Below are 19,272 nucleotides of genomic sequence, written 5' to 3'. Positions count from 1 at the left end.
CCATCGGCAACACGGCATTTCTGTCGATTGTCCACAAAATGTCTCACTGCAGCCCTCCTCAATAGGGCAGTCGGAGTAGATGCAGGCAACTTGTCTATTTCTCCCCACGAAATCATACGACATTGTTTCCTCCATAGAGGAGGCGTCGATGCTCAAGATTGATCCTGCCAGGCTCAAACAGTTGCGCGAAGCTAAGGGTTGGACACAAGACGAGTTGGCTAACGAAACAAAGTTTGACCGGTATCCAAAGATCGATAAGCGGACAATCTCAAGATTGGAGCGCGGCAAACAAAATAGCACTCACCCGCGCACCATTCGGCAGATCGCTCGAGCGCTCGGCGTTGAGCAAGCTGTATTGACGGGGGATGCGCCGATACCCGAGAACAGGCGGCAAGCTCCGACAACTTTTCGTTCAGCCATGCAAATCAGTTCATCTACTTGGAACGCGCTCTATCTTATCTATGAGCGTTATCACGTTCGTCCTTGGCAAGTAGTAGAGTTCGCGCCGTTTCTTTTTTGTTGGGCCGCCGAGGCAAGTCTTAGAGATCGTCGAAAACGCCTCCAGGACTTGGAGGTCGCGCGCCAAGCCGTCCGAGTTAGCGAGAAATCTCTCGAGCACATGTGCGAATCGGATGCCGGAAACCTAGACGAGAAAATCAGAGCGGAAAGAGAATCTATCGAGCAACAGGATTTGTGGGGGTATTTTTTAGAGGATCCGGGCTTTGCCTCCTATAGACACGACGGGATTGAAAATCCCTTTGCGAGATTTCTAGAGCGCTTGGCAGATGACTTTAGCGAAGTGATAGAGTTTCAAGATTTCTCTTCAATTGATTTTCCTGGTTACGTCGTGTGCGCCGAAGAAGCTGCGCGCTTTGTGGGAGGTGATGAACTACTTGCGAGGAGGATTATCCAAGGTGTTGTGTCGTTAAAGGAGATGCCGGATCAACTCTTCGATTCGCATGATTCTTCTGCCCGCGCTGATTGGGTCCGAGAAAAAGAGAGGGAATTCTTGGAAACTCTGAGAGAGAATTCGTCGCGTAAGAAAAAGGAGGCGATAAGGTGAGCGCAATTGTGCCGACTGGCCATGGCGCGTTACGTATGGCGCAACGGGCCGTCACCTTGAGCGACGCTGAACTAATTGCGATGTGGGGAACGGAAGTGGAGGGTGGATATCTGGTGCGCGACCGCGACTATCAGGAAATAGAGCGGATACTTAGATCCTTTCTCACACGCGTGAGGCTGATGCGGGGCAAGCGTCTGGTCCTCGCGACGGGCCGCATAGTGACGGCTTACCATGCAAGAGCCAAACATCAACGACGTCTCTTACGTCGGGCGCGAATACGCAATCTCTACTGACCGCTACCCCTACCGGCGGCACTCCTCAATGAGACGACTCCTGCGGGATGTCGACCTTGCCGAACTGCCGCATCTTCTTCTTGCCTTTTTCTTGCTTCTCGAGAAGTTTGCGCTTACGCGTGATGTCGCCGCCGTAGCAGTTCGCGGTGACGTCCTTGCGCAGCGCGCGGAAGGGATGGTGGCCTATCCTGCGAACTATTCCGACCGCAAATCTTTCCAAATTTTAACGGCTTGTCATGTCGGTATGGACTGATCCCGTTCGTCCTTGGTTGGCGACTTCCCGAACGCGCCGTGGGTGGCCCGCAATAGGAAGCGATGTCGTCACCTTGACTTCCAAAATCGAACTGGAGCAATGCCCATGAGGATCACCGTCGAAACCAGCGTCGCAGCCCCCATCGATCAGGTCTGGCGCGCCTATACGAATCCTGCCGACATCGTGAAGTGGAATGCTGCGTCCGACGACTGGCATACGACCAAGGCCACGGTCGATCTGCGGGAAGGCGGTGCATTCTCGTCGCGGATGGAAGCCAAGGACGGCAGCATGGGCTTTGACTTCGCCGGCACCTACACGACCATCGTTGAACACAAGCTCATCGAATATGCGTTCGGCGATCGCAAGGCCAAGGTCGAATTCGTGCCCGGTCCGAAGGGCGTTGTCGTCCGCGTCGTCTTCGATGGCGAAGACACGCATTCAGTCGAGCAGCAGCAAGGCGGCTGGCAGGCGATCCTCGACAATTTCGCGCGCTACGTCGAGACGAAGCAGAAGCTGTGATCGGTCAACGGTGGGAGGATGCCTGCATCACGCACCCTGCGATGATGCCACCATACCCCTGTTTTGCCCGACGAGTCAAACCGGATTCGTAAAAAACGAAAATCGCACGCCGCCAACGGGGTGGCTACTGTGCATGGGGTTGTTTTCGCAATTTTTGTTCGAGGCGGGGCTCGCATCGCTCCAAGCAGGCCGGCAACAAGCCGGCCTCGCCTCAGTTATCCACCTTCAGCGCGGCAATGAAAGCTTCCTGCGGGATGTCGACCTTGCCGAACTGCCGCATCTTCTTCTTGCCTTCCTTCTGCTTCTCCAGAAGTTTGCGCTTACGGGTGATGTCGCCGCCGTAGCACTTCGCGGTGACGTCCTTGCGCAGGGCGCGTACGGTTTCGCGCGCGATCACCTTGCCGCCGATCGCCGCCTGGATCGGGATCTGGAACATGTGCGGCGGGATCAGCTCCTTCATCTTCTCGACCATGGCGCGGCCGCGCCCTTCCGCGCGGGTGCGGTGAACCAGCATCGAGAGCGCGTCGACCGGCTCGGCGTTGACCAGGATCTGCATCTTGACGAGATCCGCCGGCTTGTAGTCGGTGAGATGATAGTCGAACGAGGCGTAGCCCTTGGAGACCGACTTCAGCCGGTCGTAGAAGTCGAACACGACCTCGTTGAGCGGCAAATCGTATTTCACCATCGCGCGCGAGCCGACATAGGTCAGCTCCTTCTGCGAGCCGCGGCGGTCCTGGCACAGCTTCAGCACGCTGCCGAGATATTCGTCGGGCGTCATGATCGTCGCCTCGATCCAGGGCTCCTGGATCTCGGCGATCTTGACGACGTCGGGCATGTCGACGGGATTGTGGATCTCGATCTCGGAGCCGTCGTTGAGCTTCATCTTGTAGATGACGCTCGGCGCGGTCGCGATCAAATTGAGGTCGAACTCGCGCGACAGCCGCTCCTGGATGATTTCGAGGTGCAGCAGGCCGAGGAAGCCGCAGCGGAAGCCGAAGCCGAGTGCGGCCGAGGTCTCCATCTCGAACGAGAAGCTGGCGTCGTTGAGGCGCAGCTTGCCCATGGCGCCGCGCAGCGTTTCGAAGTCGTCGGCGTCGACCGGGAACAGGCCGCAGAACACCACGGGGATCGCAGGCTTGAAGCCCGCCAGCATTTCCGTGACAGGCTTCCTGTCGTCGGTGATGGTGTCGCCGACGCGGGTGTCGGCGACTTCCTTGATCGCGGCGGTGATGAAGCCGATCTCGCCGGGGCCGAGCTCGTCGACCTGTGTCATCTTCGGCGTGAAGAAGCCGACGCGCTCGACGTCGTAGGCCGCACCCGTGCCCATCATGCGGACGCGGCTGCCCTTCTTCATGACGCCGTCGACGACGCGGATCAGGACGACGACGCCGAGATAGACGTCGTACCAGCTGTCGACCAGCAGCGCCTTCAAGGTGGCATCGCGGTCGCCCTTCGGCGGCGGCAGGCGGGTGACGATGGCCTCTAACACGTCGGGAACGCCGAGGCCGGTCTTGGCCGAGATCATCACCGCGTCGGAGGCGTCGATGCCGATGACGTCCTCGATCTGCTGCTTGATCTTCTCGGGCTCGGCCGCGGGAAGGTCGACCTTGTTCAGGACCGGGACGATCTCGTGATTGTTGTCGAGCGCCTGGTAGACATTGGCGAGCGTCTGCGCCTCGACGCCCTGGCTGGCGTCGACCACCAGCAGGGAACCTTCGCAGGCCGCCAGCGACCGCGAGACTTCGTAGGCGAAGTCGACATGGCCGGGCGTGTCCATCAGGTTGAAGATGTAGTCCTTGCCGTCCTTGGCCTTGTACGCAAGGCGGACCGTCTGCGCCTTGATGGTGATGCCGCGCTCGCGCTCGATGTCCATGGAATCGAGCACCTGCTCCTTGCCCGCCATTTCGCGGTCGGAGAGGCCGCCGGTCATCTGGATCAGACGGTCGGCCAGCGTCGATTTGCCATGGTCGATATGGGCGACGATGGAGAAATTGCGGATGTTGGAAATGGGGACGGTCGTCATGGGCGCGGGATACCACTCACACCCCCGTGCGGCAACCTTATTGCTGTATTTTCAGGGCCTTTGTTCACGCCAAGCTGATTCCACGAGCGGCCAAAACGCGCTACGCAACGCCCCATGTCCAGGCCGATGTCCACCACCTCGATCCCCTCCGCCCGAACACGCGTAAAACCCCGGGTGAGCTTTGACCGCTTCCGGGCCTGGCTGGTCGCCAGTGCGACCCGGCCGGAGGCGCGGCTGTGGCTGGTGATCCAGCTCGCCATCCTGCACGCCGTGCTCTGGACCTTCATCCTGATCAATCTGAAGGCGGCGCAGGACGTTCACATGGACGTCGCAGAAGCCTATGGCTGGGGCCAGAAATTCCTGTGGGGCTACGGCAAGCATCCGCCTTTGTCGGGCTGGGTCGCGGGCCTCTGGTTCACAGCGTTCCCGGCGACGGACTGGGCGACCTATGCGCTGGCGATGGCGACCATCGGCGTCGGCATGGTGATCTGCTGGCTGCTCGCGTTGCGCGTCGTCGATGCGCGCCGCGCGTTCCTGGTCGTGGTGATGATCGCGCTCTACCCGATCTTCAATTTCAAGGGTTTCAAGTACAACCCGGACCTGCTCCAATTGGTCACGCTGCCGCTGCTCGTGCTCGCCTATCTCAATGCTCTCGAGAAGCGCAGCTGGCAATCCGGGATCTGGTTCGGGCTTGCCGGCGCGCTGGCGCTGATGACCAAATACTGGGTGCTGACCATGATCGGCGCCATCGGTCTTGCCGCGCTGATCCATCCGGAGCGGCTGCGCTTCCTGTTGTCGCCGGCGCCGTGGGTGGCGATCGTGACGATGGTGGTGGCGATGATCCCGCATATCGTGTGGCTGGCAGGCGTGCATTTCGTGCCGCTGGCCTATGCCGGCGACACCTACAGCCTCGAGGACGCCGGCCTCGTGCATCAGCTCGTCGCAGGCTATGCCTTGCATAATTTTGCACTGCTGGCGCTGCCGGTGGCGCTGGCCGCGCTCGCCATGGCGCTGGTGCCGCCCTGGTTCACGCTGCTCCTGCGCGCGCCGTTACGCATCGTCACACGTGACTGGGCGCGTGGTCCCAATCCCGGCGTCAATGCTTCGCAGGCGCGCAATGTCTGGATCATCCAGATCATCGTTGCGGTCGGCCCGCCGCTCGGCGCGCTGGCCTTCAGCATCTACATGAAGACCGATTGGGGCATCTCGCTGTTCTTCCTGGTGCCGCTCGCGCTGGTCGCAATTCCGGCGCTGCGGGTGCAGAGCGCGGTGCTGTTCAACATCGCCGCGATCTGGCTGGTGCTCAGCGCCGCGACGCTGGCCGCCTCACCCTGGATCGCCGCGCGCGAGATGGCGGCCAATGCCGGCAACACCGCGACCTACGGCGCGCGCTCGGAACTGGCGCACGAATTGACTCAGGCCTGGCACACGCGTTTTGCCTCGCGCTGGGCCGTCGTCGCCGGCACCATGGAGTCGATCCAGCCGCTGGTGTTCTACAGCCCGGATCATCCGGCCGCATTGATGCCGTTGGAGGCCTGGGATTCCGGGCTGACCTCGCGCGACGACGCCAAAAAATACGGCTTCATCGGCGTGTTCGATCCGACCGACGGTCGTTTGCCGGCGTTCGAGAAATGGGTGTCGGAGACCGCGCCGAACGCCGAGCGCATCGTCATGACGACGCGCCGCTTCATCCACGGCAAGGCCGGCCCGGCGATGAGCTGGAACATCTACATCGCGCCGCCGGCGAAGTGATCGCGGAGTTGCAGATCTCGTAGGGTGGGCAAAGGTGCGAAGCGCCGTGCCCACCATCTCTCGCTATTCGCGAGAAAGACGTGGGCATGCTTCGCTTTGCCCACCCTACGGCACTCAGCGCCTGGAGAAACTAAATCCCCTCCTCGTTGAACTTGCTTTCAACGAGTTCGGTGATCGCCGCGAGCGCGGCTTGCGCTTCATCGCCGGCAGCGGCGACGGTGATCGTCGTGCCCGGTCCTGCGGCGAGCATCATCAGGCCCATGATCGAGGTGCCGCCGACGGTCTCGCCGCCGCGCGTCACCCAGACCTGCGCATTGAAGCGCTCGACCGCCTGGACGAATTTCGCCGAGGCCCGCGCATGCAGGCCGCGCTTGTTGATGATGAGGAGATCCTTGGAGATCGCGCCCGCGGGCACGCCAGACCCGGCTTGCGGCGCGTCGTCGCTCATTTGCCGGCGAGCACGCGGCTGGCGATGGTGACGTATTTGCGGCCCGCTTCCTGGGCCATTGCGATCGCGTCGGGCAGCGGACGCTCCTCGCGCACCTTGGCGAGCTTCACCAGCATGGGAAGGTTGATGCCCGCGAGCACCTCGACCTTCGGCCGGCTCATGCAGGAAATCGCAAGGTTCGACGGCGTGCCGCCGAACATGTCGGTGAGAATCGCAACGCCATCGCCGGAATCGACGCGGTTAACCGCCTCGATGATGTCGCTTCGGCAGAGATCGGAATCGTCTTCGGCGCCGATCGTGATCGCTTCGATTTGCTTTTGTGGGCCCATGACATGTTCAAGCGCTGCCTTGAATTCGTCGGCAAGGCGCCCGTGGGTCACAAGTACTAGACCAATCATCGGAAAACTCCCGCGGGCGCTTTTGGTGCACCGCACGAACGCGCCACTTTGACCATCCAGAGCCCCCGCGCAAGGGGGGATGTTGCGTATCTCCCTGAATCTAGACGGATGGATAAGGGGAGCTGCGCCGGTCTATTCGGTCGCGATAGTGGGGTTCATATGGTTACCATTTCCCTTCAAACAATTGCCTCAAGGGTTAGTCGGAGGTTAACTCTTGGTAGTGGTCAAGGCCGCGACAACCAATGGGAGGGGCGAATAGCCGCAACCGACAGGGATTCTCGGTATTTCGACACCGGAAATGCTTGTTTTCAGCGATTCTGTCGCAGGCAGGCGTTCCGCGTCCGCTGCGTCCAGATCGACCACGAGGCCGACGGTCGCATGCTCCACGAAGTCGCAGCGGCGGATTCCGAGGCCCCTGATCTCGATCAGGCCGGTCAGCATGCGGGCAGGACGAACCTGAATTTCATCGCCGACTGTCGCCAGATGGACACGGTCATCCCCGACCAGAACGGCGCTCTCGACCACCCCCGTGCGTCCCGCCATGATCAAATCGAAGGCAAGGCGCGACTTGCCGGAGCCCGAGGGCCCGCGGATCAGCACCGCCAGATTTCCCACCTTGACCGCTGAGGCGTGAACGCTGGGCCCGCCTTCGTTCAAGCTGCCCTCGTTCAGGCTGCCTTCGTTCAAGCCGCCTTGGCTCATAGCGCCGGCAGCCTCACCACGAAGCGCGCGCCCGATACAGTCGGGACGCCCTCATCGTCCGGCGGACCTGCGCGGTTCTCGGCCCAGATTCGTCCGCCATGGGCATCGATGATTTGCTTCGAGATCGACAGGCCGAGGCCGGAGTTCTGGCCAAAGCCCTGATGCGGACGGTCGGTGTAGAAGCGCTCGAAGATGCGTTCCAGGGCGTCGTCGCGGATGCCGGGGCCATCGTCGTCGACCACGATCTCGATTTCGGAGCGGACGCGGCGGCAAATGAGGCGCACCTTGCTGCCGGGCTCGGAGAAAGACTGCGCGTTGGAGAGCAGGTTGGATACCACCTGACCGAGCCGTGAATCGTGGCCGGTCACAGACAATGTGTCGTTCGGGCCGCGGCCCTCGAAGCGGGGCTCGACCGCGACGTCGTGGCCGAGCTTGGTTTCGTTGGCGACGGAGACCAGCGTCGTCAGCAGGCGGCGCAGATCGACCGGGATCGCGTCCTGGCGCTGCAATTCGGCATCGAGGCGACTGGCGTCGGAGATATCAGTGATCAGGCGGTCGAGCCGCTTGACGTCGTGCTCGATCACCTCGAGCAGGCGGGCGCGGCTGGTTTCGTTGCGCGCCAGCGGCAGCGTCTCGACCGCGGAGCGCAGCGAAGTCAGCGGGTTCTTCAGTTCATGCGCGACGTCGGCGGCGAACATCTCGATCGCCTCGATCCGGCTGTAGAGCGCGCTGGTCATGTCGCGCAGCGCGCCGGAGAGGTGACCGATCTCGTCGCGACGACGGGTGAAGTCGGGAATCTCGACGCGAGTCTTGATGCGGCGACGGATGCGCTCGGCGCTGTCGGCGAGCCGGCGCACGGGACCCGCGATCGTGCTCGCCAGCAGCAGTGATAGCATGATCATGACGGCGGCCGCGACGCCGCCGACCTTCAGGATGGCGAGGCGCTCGGCGGTGACCATCTGGTCGATGTCGTCGCCCTGTGTCGACAGCATCAGCGCGCCGTGGATGGCGCGCGAGCGCAGCACGGGCACCGCGACCGAGACGATCACCTCGCCGCGCGAATTGACCCGCACCATCGATCGCTTCTGGCCCTGGAGCGCATCGGCGACTTCCGCATAGCCGTTGCCGTTCTCGCGACCGAGCTCGCGATACAAAGGCAGGTCACCGCGGTTGATCCAGAGGCGCACCGAGGTCAAGCCGCGCTCGATCACGCCGGGCTTCGACGATGGCGGCGGCAACGGGAAGATCAGCACGTTCTCGAGGTCGCGGCTGTCGAGCAGCACCGTCCCGTTGGGGTCGAAGATCCGCGCGCGGGTCTTGGTCGGCGAAATCAGGGTACGCAGCACGGGGGCCACGCGCTCAGGGCTGATCGGGAAGTTCAGCGCCGAATAATCGTCGTTTTCGCCGTAGCTGTCGCCCAGCTTCAGATCGAGCAGCCGGTCGGGATCGACCGTGATCGCGTTGGTCTGCACCGTCGCCGAGGCGCCGATCGCACCGGCGATGATCTCGGCCTGCACCAGCAGGCTCTGCGCGCGGGCGTCGATCAGGCCAGCGCGGAACTGCGAGAGATAGAGAATGCTCGCGACCAGCGCGACGAGGCCCGCGAGGTTGAGCGAGACGATGCGGCGGGTCAGGCTCGAGAAGGACAGCGCAAAGAAATACTGACCGGCGCGCGTCAGCCACGACAGCGGCCGCCAGCCCTGCTTGGCTGGCTTGTCTTCAACGTGCTCCGGAACGCCGTCGGACGCGATGTCGCCGGCGTTCTGGTTCTCGTCAGGCTGCGTTCGGTCAAGCAATGCTTACGCCCGCGTTAGGACATCTCGTGCGAAGGGTCCCCGCATCCTAGAGCCATCCCGGTCCCGATGGAACGAGAACCGGCGATGCTCCCAGTCTTTCGTGAAGGCGACTTTGGCGAAGACGCCTTGCGCCTCAGGCTTCCTTGAAGCGGTAGCCGACGCCGTAGAGCGTCTCGATCATCTCGAACTCGTTGTCGGTGACCTTGAACTTCTTGCGCAGCCGCTTGATGTGGCTGTCGATGGTGCGGTCGTCGACATAGACCTGGTCGTCATAGGCGGCGTCCATCAGCGCGTTGCGGCTCTTCACCACGCCGGGCCGGGTCGCGAGCGCCTGAAGGATCAGGAATTCAGTGACGGTCAGCGTCACCGGCTCGTTCTTCCAGGTGCAGGTATGCCGCTCCGGATCCATGCGCAGCAGGCCGCGGTCGAGCGCCTTGGCGTCGTTTTCCTTCGGCGCGACGGTCGGGTCCTTCGGCGCCGAGCGGCGCAGCACCGCCTTGACGCGTTCGACCAGCAGGCGCTGCGAGAACGGTTTGCGGATGAAATCGTCGGCGCCCATCTTCAGGCCGAACAGCTCGTCGATCTCTTCGTCCTTGGAGGTCAGGAAGATCACCGGCAGGTCGGATTTCTGCCTGAGGCGGCGCAGCGTCTCCATGCCGTCCATGCGCGGCATCTTGATGTCGAGGATGGCAAGATCGGGCTGGGTCGTGCGGAAACCGTCAAGCGCGGAGGCGCCGTCGGTGTAGGTCATGATGCGGTAGCCTTCGGCTTCCAGCGCGATCGAGACGGATGTGAGAATGTTGCGGTCGTCGTCGACCAAAGCGATTGTGGGCATGAGCCTCTGCTTTCTGCTGTCCGTTTGGGTCGTGGTTAAACGGCGAGCAATCCACTGATGCGCCGCATAGATGGGTGCCGAAGTTGGCGTTCGAACCTTGTCACCGAGCAATGCAAGCTGGGCTGAAGTGTGACCAAGTTCCACGAAACACGGCAGATTCGCCGCGTTTCGACCCATAACCTGACCCCCGTTTACCCGAAATAAGACCCTCCATGCAACCACCTGACCCGAGAAAGCCGATGCAACCGACCCCCGATTTCGACCCCGGAAAGCTTGCCAAATCGCTGCTGCGGCGCTCGCGCCAGGGGGCGCTGGCGACGCTGAAGGTGGGCTCCGGCGATCCCTATTGTTCCCTGGTCAATCTGGCCAGTCACCCCGACGGGTCGCCGATCCTGCTGATCTCCGGTCTGGCCGTGCACACCAGGAACATCCTGGCCGATAACCGGGTCTCGCTGATGCTGGACGAGCGCGCCGCGGGGGACCCGCTGGAGGGCGCCCGGATCATGCTGTCCGGCCGGGCCGAGCAGGCCGAGGCCGACAAGGATCTCCTCCAGCGGAGGTATCTCAATGCCCATCCGTCGGCCGAAGCCTTTGTTTCGTTTAAGGATTTTTCTTTCTTTCGGATCCGGGCCACGGGAACCCATCTGGTCGCCGGCTTTGGCCGCATCGTCGACCTCGAGCCCGGGCAATTCCTCACCGACCTCGGCGGCGCCGAGGATTTGCTGGCGGCGGAGGAGGGGGCGGTCGAGCACATGAATGCCGATCACCGCGATGCCATGGGCCTCTATGCGACCAGGCTCCTCGGCGCGGCCGAAGGAGACTGGCGCTGTACCGGCTGCGACCCTGAAGGCCTCGATATGCAGGATGGCCAGACCGCACTTCGGCTCGACTTCCCGGAGCGGGTCACCAACGGTACGGCGCTGCGCAAGATGCTGGTCCGCCTCGCTGGCGAAGCGCGCACCAGGGTGGACCAGGGCGCAAGCCTTTGAACGCTGCCGCCGATCGCTGCGACCCAAGACCGTAATGGTCTCAAAGTGCGCAGCGAGAGGGTTCATGACACGCCGTCGTTTGACACTGGTTGCGGGTTTGGCGCTCGCGATCACGGCATCATGGGCCACGCCCGGTGTTGCCCAGAAAGGACTCGCGGCGGAGAGCGCGCGGATCAACGCGCTCATGACCGCCGGCAAATATTCGGAAGCGCTGCCGCTCGCACAGGCGATGGTCGCGAGCCTGGAGAAGGACAATGGTCGCGAACTCGCCGCCGCGCTGAACAATCTCGGCCAGGTCCATGCCGGCCAAGGCCGCGACGATCTGGCCGAGCCGCTCTACAAGCGCTCGATCGCATTGATGGAAAAGTCGCTCGGTCTCGACACGCCGCTGGTTTCGGCCGAACTGACCAATCTCGCCGCGCTGTATCAGAGACAGGGCCGCTTCACCGAGGCCGAGCCGCTGTTCAAGCGTGCACTGGCCGTGAGTGAAAAGGGCCTGTCGCGCGAGCATCCCGATGTCGGCCGTGCCCTCAACAATCTCGCCACGCTCTACGTCAAGCAGGAACGGCAGGCCGAGGCCGCGCCGCTGTTCCAGCGCGCACTCGCGATCTATCAAAAGGCCGCCGGGCCGGAGCATCCCGCGGTCGCCACGGTCCTGAACAACATCGGTCAGGTCAATCGCGATCTCAAGCGCGATGCGGACGCCGAGGCGCCGATCAAGCGCTCGCTCGCGATCCGCGAAAAGGTGCTTGGAGCGGATCATCCCGACGTTGCGCGCTCGCTGAACAATCTCGCCGGTCTCTACGAGCACCAGCAGCGCTATGCCGATGCCGAGCCGCTCTACCGCCGTGCGCTGTCGATCCGCGAAAGTGCGCTCGGGCCGGATCACCCCGACGTGGTGACCTCGACCAGCAATCTCACCTATTTCCTCTACGTCTCCGGCCGCACCGCCGATGCGCTGCCGCTTGCCGAGCGAACGCTTCGCAGCGGCCGCACGCAGCTGCGTGTGGTGCTACCGGTCCTGTTCTCCGCGCGGCAGCAGCATCTCCTGCCGGACGACAAGGCGCTCGACGAAGCATTGGCCGCAATCCAGCGCGGTACGCAATCTTCCGCCGCCTCTGCCGTGAACAAGCTCGCGGTGCGGCTCGCCGCCGGCAGCGACAGGCTCGCCGAACTCGTGCGCAAGGAGCAGGATCTTGCCGCCGAGTCCGAGGCGCTCGACAAGGCGATCATCACGGCGGTGTCCAGGCAATCGGCCCAGCGCGATCTCGCGGCCGAACGGCGCAGCCGCGCGCGGATCACGGCGATCGCAAGCGAGCGCGCCGGCTTGCAGAAGACGCTCGCCGTCGAATTTCCCGACTACGCCTCGCTCTCCAACCCGCTGCCGCTGGCCGTGAGGGACATCCAGCCGCTGCTGTCGGCCGATGAGGCGATGGTGCTCTATTCCGTCGTCGACAAGCAGAGCTACGTCATCGCGATCACGCGCGAGGGCGCCGACTGGAGAGCGATCCCGCTCGGTGCGGATGCGCTGGCGCAGAAGGTGACGGCCTTCCGCAAGGGGCTCGATGTCGGCAAGGCGCGCGATGCCTCCGGCAAATCGGGATTGTTCGATCTCGCCCTCGCCAACGAGCTCTATGCCGCGCTGCTCGGCCCGGTCGAAGCGCTGACCAAGGACAAGCGCAATTTGCTGGTGGTGCCCTCGGCCGCGCTGACGGCGTTGCCGTTTCATCTGCTCGTCACGGAGGCGCCGCAAGCTGCGATCCCGGACACGCTTGAAGGCTATCGCAGCGCCGCCTGGCTGTTGCGGCGTCAAGCCGTCTCGGTGCTGCCCTCGGTGGTCAGCCTAAAATCGCTGCGCGCCTTTGCGCGCCGGGATCAGGGCGTGAAGCCGATGACCGGCTTTGGCGACCCCGTGTTCAATCCCGCGCTGGAAGGACCGGCCGATCGTCGCGCCGCGCGCGGCAAGGTGGCGGCGCGCAGCATCGCGACCATTGCCTATACCGACTTCTGGCGTGGCGCCGGCGTCGACCGCGCGCGGCTGGCGCAAGCGCTGCCGCAACTGCCCGATACGGCCGACGAGCTGAGCGCGGTGGCCAAGGATGTCGGCGCCGCCGATGCCGATATCCATCTCGGCCGCGATGCCAGTGAAACGACGCTGAAGCGCGCAGCGCTTGCTCAATACAGCATCATCTACTTTGCCACGCACGGCCTCGTTGCCGGCGATATCAAGGGACTGGGCGAGCCATCGCTCGCGCTCTCCATCCCCGACCAGCCCACGGACCTTGATGACGGCCTGCTCACGGCCAGCGAAGTTGCCCAGCTCAAACTCAACGCGGATTGGGTCGTGCTGTCGGCCTGCAACACCATCGCAGGCGACAAGCCCGGCGCGGAGGCGTTGTCGGGATTGGCGCGCTCGTTCTTCTATGCCGGTGCCCGCGCGCTTTTGGTCTCGCATTGGGCCGTGGATTCGGAGGCTGCCACCCGCTTGACCACGACGACTTTCGAGTTGCTCAAAAACGAACCAAAAATCGGTCGTGCCGAAGCTTTGCGCCGCGCGATGTTGACCTACGTTGACGACACCTCGTCGCCGCGCAACGCCTATCCCGCGATGTGGGGACCGTTCGCGTTGATCGGCGAGGGAGAGGTACGATAGACCGCCACACGGATTGTGCGTCGCAACAACCCCAGGAAACGCCGAATCGCGCATTTGGTTGCGCGATCATTCGCGTTTTTCCGATGCGCCCATTCAAGGCTGACATGCGCGACGTTTGGCGCGGTCCTTGAATAAACCAAATCCTGCGGGATCGGCTTGGCAACGCCAGCGTTCACCATTATTAGGTCGTCCAACCGAGGCCGGACGGCCTGTAATTCACGGTGACCGCGATGGCGCCAAAGCTTGGTCGCGCTGAGTGTCGCGGGTTCTAGGAGGATTTTTCGTGCAAGAGACGGGCGTGCGCAACGGTGCCTTCGGCGCCGACAAATTCGGCTTAAAGAATCTCAAACAGGTTCACTGGAACCTCGGCGCGCCGCAACTCTATCAATACTCGCTCTCCGCGGGCGAAGCGGTGCTGTCGGCTGACGGTTCGCTCTGCGCCGACACCGGCGAGTTCACCGGCCGCAGCCCGAAGGACAAGTTCACGGTGCGCGATGCCACCACCGACAAGAAGATGTGGTGGGCCGGCAACCAGTCGATCACCGCGGAGCAGTTCGAGACGCTGTACCAGGACTTCCTCAAGCATGCCGAAGGCAAGAGCCTGTTCGCGCAGGACCTCTATGGTGGCGCCGATCCGGCCTACCGGATCAAGACCCGCGTTTTCACCGAGCTCGCCTGGCACTCCCTGTTCATCCGCACGCTGCTGATCCGCCCCGAGGCGGTCGAGCTGTCGAGCTTCACGCCCGAGCTCACCATCATCGACATGCCGAGCTTCCGCGCCGATCCGAAGCGCCATGGCTGCAAGTCCGAGAACGTCGTCGCCATCGACTTCGCCCGCAAGATCGTGCTGATTGCCGGCTCCTATTATGCCGGCGAGATGAAGAAGTCGGTGTTCACCACGCTGAACTACTATCTGCCCGAGCGCGGCGTGATGCCGATGCACTGCTCGGCCAATGTCGGCGCGAACGGCGACACCGCGATCTTCTTCGGGCTATCCGGCACCGGCAAGACCACGCTGTCGGCCGATCCGAACCGCACGCTGATCGGTGACGACGAGCACGGTTGGGGCCCGAACGGCGTCTTCAATTTCGAAGGCGGCTGCTACGCCAAGTGCATCAAGCTGTCGCAGGAAGCCGAGCCCGAGATCTACGCAGCCTCGACCCGCTTCGGCGCGGTGCTCGAGAACTGCGTGCTCGACGAAGACACCCGCGTGGTGGATTTCGACGACGGCTCCAAGACCGAGAACACGCGGTCGGCCTATCCGCTCGACTTCATCCCGAACGCTTCGCGCACCGGCCGCGCGCCGCAGCCGAAGAACGTGGTGATGCTCGCCGCCGACGCCTTCGGCGTGCTGCCGCCGATCGCAAAACTGTCACCGGCGCAGGCGATGTATCACTTCCTCTCCGGCTACACCGCCAAGGTTGCGGGTACCGAGCGCGGTCTCGGCAACGAGCCGCAGCCGGAATTCTCGACCTGCTTCGGCTCGCCTTTCCTGCCGCTCGACCCCTCCGTCTACGGCAACATGCTGCGTGACCTGATCGCCCAGCACAATGTGGACTGCTGGCTGGTCAACACCGGCTGGACCGGCGGCAAGTACGGCACGGGCTCGCGCATGCCGATCAAGGTGACGCGCGCGCTGCTGACTGCCGCGCTCGACGGCTCGCTTCGCAACGTTGAATTCCGCACCGACAAGTACTTTGGCTTCGCGGTCCCGACCGCGCTGCCGGGCGTTCCGGCCGAGATCCTCAACCCGGTCAACACCTGGAAGGACAAGGACGAGTTCGACAAGACTGCGCGTGCGCTGGTCGGCATGTTCCAGAAGAATTTTGCCAAGTTCGAAGCCCAGGTCGATGCCGAGGTGCGTGCCGCCGCGCCGGACGTGAAGCTCGCGGCAGAGTAAGTTCGGATCGGTTGAAATACGAAAGGGCGGCCGCGAGGCCGCCCTTTTTGTTTGTGCTGCTGGCACTCTTCGCCTCTCACGCGCCCGCGGGCACCTGGTCCAGGAATCCCGTGATGCTCCTGATCCGCCCGTCCTTCAGCACCGCGAAATCCGTCCCTTTGATCGGGCTGTCGACACCGTCAGGGCCAAGCTCCCACGAAAAACGCACATGGTCGCCGTAGCCGTTGGGCTCGCCGATCAGCTTGAACTTGAAGTCGGGAAATCGCTGCTGCACGCCTGATATCAGCGCGTCGATGCCATCAGGGCCGTCGCCCTTCATCAGGGGATCGACGTAGCTCGCATCCGCCGTCCAGTTCTCGCTGAGCAGCTCGCGGCGGCGGCCGCTCGCGCGCTCGTTCCAGAGCTCGATGTAGCGGCGGGCGATGGTGACATGGTCGGTCATGGTGCTCTCCTTCGATGGCGCCGTGTTCGGCTGTCCCAATGATCGAAGGATTGCGCGCGCAGATCGATTACCTCGGACGTCATGCGCAACAAAAAATGAAGCGCGATGATGATCTCATCGCGCTTCGGAGGCTCTCGACAATTTCAGCGCGACTTACTTCGCCGCGGTGACCATGATCTCGACGGTGTACTGCGCCGCCGCCAGCTTGGCCTCGACGGTGGCACGCGCGGGGGTGTTGCCGGGCGAGACCCAGGCGTCCCACACGGCGTTCATCTCGCTGAAGGTTTTCATGTCAGTGATGTAGATCGTGGCGGAGAGCAATTTCGACTTGTCGGTGCCGGCCTTGGCGAGGTGGCTGTCGATGGTCTTCAGGATGTCCTGGGTCTGCTTGGTCACGCTTTCGCCGGCCGCGTTGTTGGCGACGACGCCGGCGAGATAGACGGTGTTGCCGTGCACGACGGCCTGGCTCATGCGCGGGCCGGTTTCAAAACGCTGAATGCTCATTGGGGATCTCCTGCTGGAATGGCGGCCCTGTCTAGCCCAGCGCTTTGCGCTGTGCCACCCCCGGCACGCATGCGTTGCCCGCACGCATGTGTTGCCCGCGATGCATGCGGGCTTTACGGAAACTGGCTGAAAAACGACCAGATCGTCTCGGCGCCGTCGATGTCGTTATTCTGCGGTCCGAGCAGGCTGGTTGCGACCTTCGGAAAGCGGGCATCCGGCGAAAATCCCGGCATGCGGTGGCCGCCATGGTTGATGCGATAGAGCACGACGTCGTGCCCTCTCGGACAGCGCGAAGAAATGCGCGTGACCGTGGACTGGTCTGCGGGCGCCTTGTCGGGCAGCTCGGTCATTTCGGCGTCGTCGGCCTCGCAGCCGTTGAGCTTACGCCAGAAGGCCAGCGTCTCCCCGGTCGACCAGAATCCGTCCGCGGCAAAATAGCTCGATCCGCGTCCGCCCTCGTAAGGCACCAGCGCATCGGCGGTGCCGTTCATGAGCAGCATCGGCAGCGGCCGCGAGGGATGGCAGGTGACGGCCGCTTCATCGGTGAGGTTCATGATCACGCTCGCGCCAGCCGCGAACAGATCGGCGCGGGCGCAAACCAGCGTCATCGCCATGGCGCCGCCATTGGAGATGCCGGCGACATAGACGCGCTTGGGGTCGGCCGTGCCGTTCGTCACCAGCTTCTCGACGAGCTTGGCGATGAAGGCGACGTCGTCCGTGCCCGGCGGCGGGCCACGCAACGCGGGTCCCGCCTTGGTCCGCGCATCGGCCCAGGCATGGTTGAGGCCGTCAGGAAACACCACGGCAAAGCCTTCGCGCTTGGCGACCTGCGGCCATGCCGTCCGCGCCACCATGTCGGCGCCGCGCTGGGTCTTGCCGTGCAGCACGACCACGAGCGGCACCAGCCGCTTCGCCGGCAGCTGCGCGGTGTAGGAGCGCTTAGCGCCGTCGACGTCGATCGTATCGGCGGATGCGGCCGAGGTCGCGGCCAATGCCGCAAGACACACCCCGAACTGCATCCACCGCCACATGATCTATCCCACTGCCTTTGCTGCGGCGCGCCCCGCGTTGCGTCCCGAGAACAGGCAGCCGCCGAGGAAGGTTCCTTCGAGCGAACGATAGCCGTGCACGCCGCCGCCGCCGAAGCCGGCGGCTTCGCCGACCGCATAGAGTCCGGGAATGACGCTGCCCTCGGCGCCGAACACGCGGGAGTCGAGATCGGTCTCGAAGCCGCCCAGAGTCTTGCGGGTGAGGATGTTCAGCTTGACCGCGATCAGCGGCCCCTGCGCGGGATCGAGAATGCGGTGCGGCGCGGCGGTGCGGATCAGTCTGTCGCCGATATAGCGCCGCGCATTGTGGATGTTCATCACCTGCGCATCCTTGACGTAAGGGTTGGCAATCTCGCGGTCGCGCGCCTCGATCTGCATCCTGACGTGCTCGAGCTTGAGGAGGTCGCTGCCGGCGAGCTTGTTCATGGCTGCGACGAGATCCTCGATCTTGTCCCGTACGATGAAGTCGACACCATGGCTTTTGAACGCCTCGACCGGTGCCGGCGCGCCCTTGTTGGTGGCGCGCTTGATCGTCATGCGCCAGCTCTTGCCGGTCAGATCAGGATTCTGCTCCGAACCCGACAGGGCAAATTCCTTCTTGATGATGCTCTGGGTCAGGACGAACCAGGAATAATCATAGCCAGTGGACATGATGTATTTGAGCTGGCCGAGCGTGTCTGAGCCGGGGAAGAGCGGCGCCGGCAGGCGCGTGCCCGTGGCGTCGAACCACATCGAGGAGGGGCCGGGCAGGATGCGGATGCCGTGGCGCGGCCAGATCGGTGACCAGTTCTGGATGCCCTCGACATAATGCCACATGCGGTCGCGGTTGATCAGCCGCGCACCTGATGCCTCGGTGATCCCGATCATGCGGCCGTCGACGTGCTCGGGGACGCCGGAGATCATGAATTTCGGCGGTGTGCCCAGCCGCTCCGGCCAGTTCTGCCGCACCAGATCATGGTTGCCGCCGATGCCGCCGGACGCCACGATCACGGCCTGCGCCTTCAGCGCGAACTCGCCAACCAGTTTGCGCGATGAACTCTTGCCGCGCTCGACATGATCAGGCGCCAGGATCGCGCCGCTGATGCCATCCACGGTGCCGTTGGTGATGGAGAGTGCATCGACGCGATGGCGGAACTTGAAGGTGAGGCGGCCGCTCTTCATGGCTTCGCGTGCGCGGCGCTCGAACGGCTCGACGATGCCCGGCCCGGTTCCCCAGGTGACGTGGAAGCGCGGCACAGAATTGCCGTGGCCCATCGCGTCATAGCCGCCGCGCTCGGCCCAGCCGACCACGGGGAAGATGCGATGGCCCATCGCACGCAGCCAGTCGCGTTTTTCGCCCGCCGCAAACGCCACATAGGCCTCGGCCCATTGCCGCGGCCAGAAATCCTCGTCGCGGTCGAAGCCGGCGGTGCCGAGCCAGTCCTGCATCGCGAGGTCGAAGGAATCCTTGATGCCGAGCCGGCGCTGCTCCGGCGAATTCACCAGGAACAATCCGCCGAACGACCAGAACGCCTGACCGCCGAGCGACTGCTCGCCCTCCTGGTCGACCACGATCACGCGCTTGCCGGCGTCGGCGATTTCGGTCGCCGCCACCAGTCCTGACAGTCCTGCACCGACGACGATGACGTCCGCCTGCTCACTCATGAGTTCCCC

General features: G+C 63.5%; 17 protein-coding genes. 7 read left to right on the top strand and 10 right to left on the bottom strand.

All coding sequences use genetic code 11. The features are described 5' to 3' along the window. Positions 1–148: 148 nt before the first annotated feature. The 3 genes from AB7532_RS33260 to AB7532_RS33250 all read left to right on the top strand — a co-directional run bounded on the left by AB7532_RS33260 (position 149) and on the right by AB7532_RS33250 (position 2,128). Positions 149–1,063: a helix-turn-helix domain-containing protein gene (locus AB7532_RS33260; RefSeq protein WP_441238874.1), complete on the top strand. Its 915-nt coding sequence runs from the start codon at positions 149–151 to the stop codon at positions 1,061–1,063. 231 nt (positions 1,064–1,294) lie between these two features. Further along, complete coding sequence (locus tag AB7532_RS33255) at positions 1,295–1,609, top strand: hypothetical protein (protein WP_441239430.1); 315 nt, start codon at positions 1,295–1,297, stop codon at positions 1,607–1,609. 105 nt (positions 1,610–1,714) lie between these two features. Beyond that, positions 1,715–2,128: an SRPBCC family protein gene (locus tag AB7532_RS33250; protein WP_441238873.1), complete on the top strand. Its 414-nt coding sequence runs from the start codon at positions 1,715–1,717 to the stop codon at positions 2,126–2,128. Between the two features lie 211 nt (positions 2,129–2,339). Here the strand turns inward: AB7532_RS33250 and lepA are convergent, their stop codons facing one another. Next, the gene (lepA, locus tag AB7532_RS33245) at positions 2,340–4,151 is read right to left on the bottom strand and encodes a translation elongation factor 4 (protein ID WP_441238872.1); all 1,812 of its coding nucleotides are present in this window, start codon (positions 4,149–4,151) and stop codon (positions 2,340–2,342) included. A 126-nt stretch (positions 4,152–4,277) separates the two neighbouring features. Between lepA and AB7532_RS33240 the strand changes: the two genes are divergently transcribed. Beyond that, a complete protein-coding gene (locus AB7532_RS33240; protein ID WP_441239408.1) occupies positions 4,278–5,903 on the top strand; it encodes a glycosyltransferase family 39 protein in 1,626 nt (541 codons plus the stop codon). A 130-nt stretch (positions 5,904–6,033) separates the two neighbouring features. Here the strand turns inward: AB7532_RS33240 and AB7532_RS33235 are convergent, their stop codons facing one another. From AB7532_RS33235 to AB7532_RS33215, 5 genes are all read right to left on the bottom strand, one after another. Then, complete coding sequence (locus AB7532_RS33235) at positions 6,034–6,351, bottom strand: HPr family phosphocarrier protein (RefSeq protein WP_441238871.1); 318 nt, start codon at positions 6,349–6,351, stop codon at positions 6,034–6,036. Continuing rightward, a complete protein-coding gene (locus AB7532_RS33230) occupies positions 6,348–6,749 on the bottom strand; it encodes a PTS sugar transporter subunit IIA (protein WP_007597752.1) in 402 nt (133 codons plus the stop codon). Before AB7532_RS33230 ends, AB7532_RS33235 begins: the two co-directional genes overlap by 4 nt. A gap of 207 nt (positions 6,750–6,956) precedes the next feature. Continuing rightward, entirely contained in the window at positions 6,957–7,406 is a 450-nt protein-coding gene (locus tag AB7532_RS33225; protein WP_441239407.1) for an HPr kinase/phosphorylase, read from the bottom strand. A 41-nt stretch (positions 7,407–7,447) separates the two neighbouring features. After that, positions 7,448–9,247 carry a stimulus-sensing domain-containing protein gene (locus AB7532_RS33220; RefSeq protein ID WP_441238870.1) on the bottom strand — a complete coding sequence of 600 codons (1,800 nt, stop codon included), beginning with the start codon at positions 9,245–9,247 and terminating at the stop codon, positions 7,448–7,450. 133 nt (positions 9,248–9,380) lie between these two features. Further along, positions 9,381–10,082, bottom strand: coding sequence for a response regulator transcription factor (locus AB7532_RS33215; protein ID WP_038952081.1), 702 nt, complete (start codon positions 10,080–10,082; stop codon positions 9,381–9,383). A 239-nt stretch (positions 10,083–10,321) separates the two neighbouring features. Between AB7532_RS33215 and AB7532_RS33210 the strand changes: the two genes are divergently transcribed. From AB7532_RS33210 to AB7532_RS33200, 3 genes are all read left to right on the top strand, one after another. After that, complete coding sequence (locus AB7532_RS33210; RefSeq protein WP_441238869.1) at positions 10,322–11,071, top strand: HugZ family protein; 750 nt, start codon at positions 10,322–10,324, stop codon at positions 11,069–11,071. Positions 11,072–11,135: 64 nt separating this feature from the next. Further along, a complete protein-coding gene (locus tag AB7532_RS33205) occupies positions 11,136–13,724 on the top strand; it encodes a CHAT domain-containing tetratricopeptide repeat protein (RefSeq protein ID WP_441238868.1) in 2,589 nt (862 codons plus the stop codon). 283 nt (positions 13,725–14,007) lie between these two features. Continuing rightward, entirely contained in the window at positions 14,008–15,624 is a 1,617-nt protein-coding gene (locus tag AB7532_RS33200; RefSeq protein ID WP_441238867.1) for a phosphoenolpyruvate carboxykinase, read from the top strand. Between the two features lie 76 nt (positions 15,625–15,700). Here AB7532_RS33200 and AB7532_RS33195 read toward each other — a convergent pair whose 3' ends face one another. The 4 genes from AB7532_RS33195 to AB7532_RS33180 all read right to left on the bottom strand — a co-directional run bounded on the left by AB7532_RS33195 (position 15,701) and on the right by AB7532_RS33180 (position 19,263). Then, complete coding sequence (locus AB7532_RS33195; protein ID WP_441238866.1) at positions 15,701–16,066, bottom strand: nuclear transport factor 2 family protein; 366 nt, start codon at positions 16,064–16,066, stop codon at positions 15,701–15,703. A gap of 153 nt (positions 16,067–16,219) precedes the next feature. Next, positions 16,220–16,570 carry a RidA family protein gene (locus AB7532_RS33190; protein ID WP_441238865.1) on the bottom strand — a complete coding sequence of 117 codons (351 nt, stop codon included), beginning with the start codon at positions 16,568–16,570 and terminating at the stop codon, positions 16,220–16,222. Between the two features lie 113 nt (positions 16,571–16,683). Then, complete coding sequence (locus AB7532_RS33185) at positions 16,684–17,601, bottom strand: alpha/beta hydrolase family esterase (protein WP_441238864.1); 918 nt, start codon at positions 17,599–17,601, stop codon at positions 16,684–16,686. A 3-nt stretch (positions 17,602–17,604) separates the two neighbouring features. After that, positions 17,605–19,263 carry an FAD-binding dehydrogenase gene (locus AB7532_RS33180; RefSeq protein ID WP_441238863.1) on the bottom strand — a complete coding sequence of 553 codons (1,659 nt, stop codon included), beginning with the start codon at positions 19,261–19,263 and terminating at the stop codon, positions 17,605–17,607. Positions 19,264–19,272 lie beyond the last annotated feature (9 nt).

Origin of the sequence: Bradyrhizobium sp. 930_D9_N1_4, assembly GCF_052076015.1 — a bacterium.
Lineage (GTDB): Bacteria > Pseudomonadota > Alphaproteobacteria > Rhizobiales > Xanthobacteraceae > Bradyrhizobium.
The sequence above is the reverse complement of the archived record's forward strand: the minus strand, read 5'-3'. Positions and strand labels throughout refer to the sequence as shown.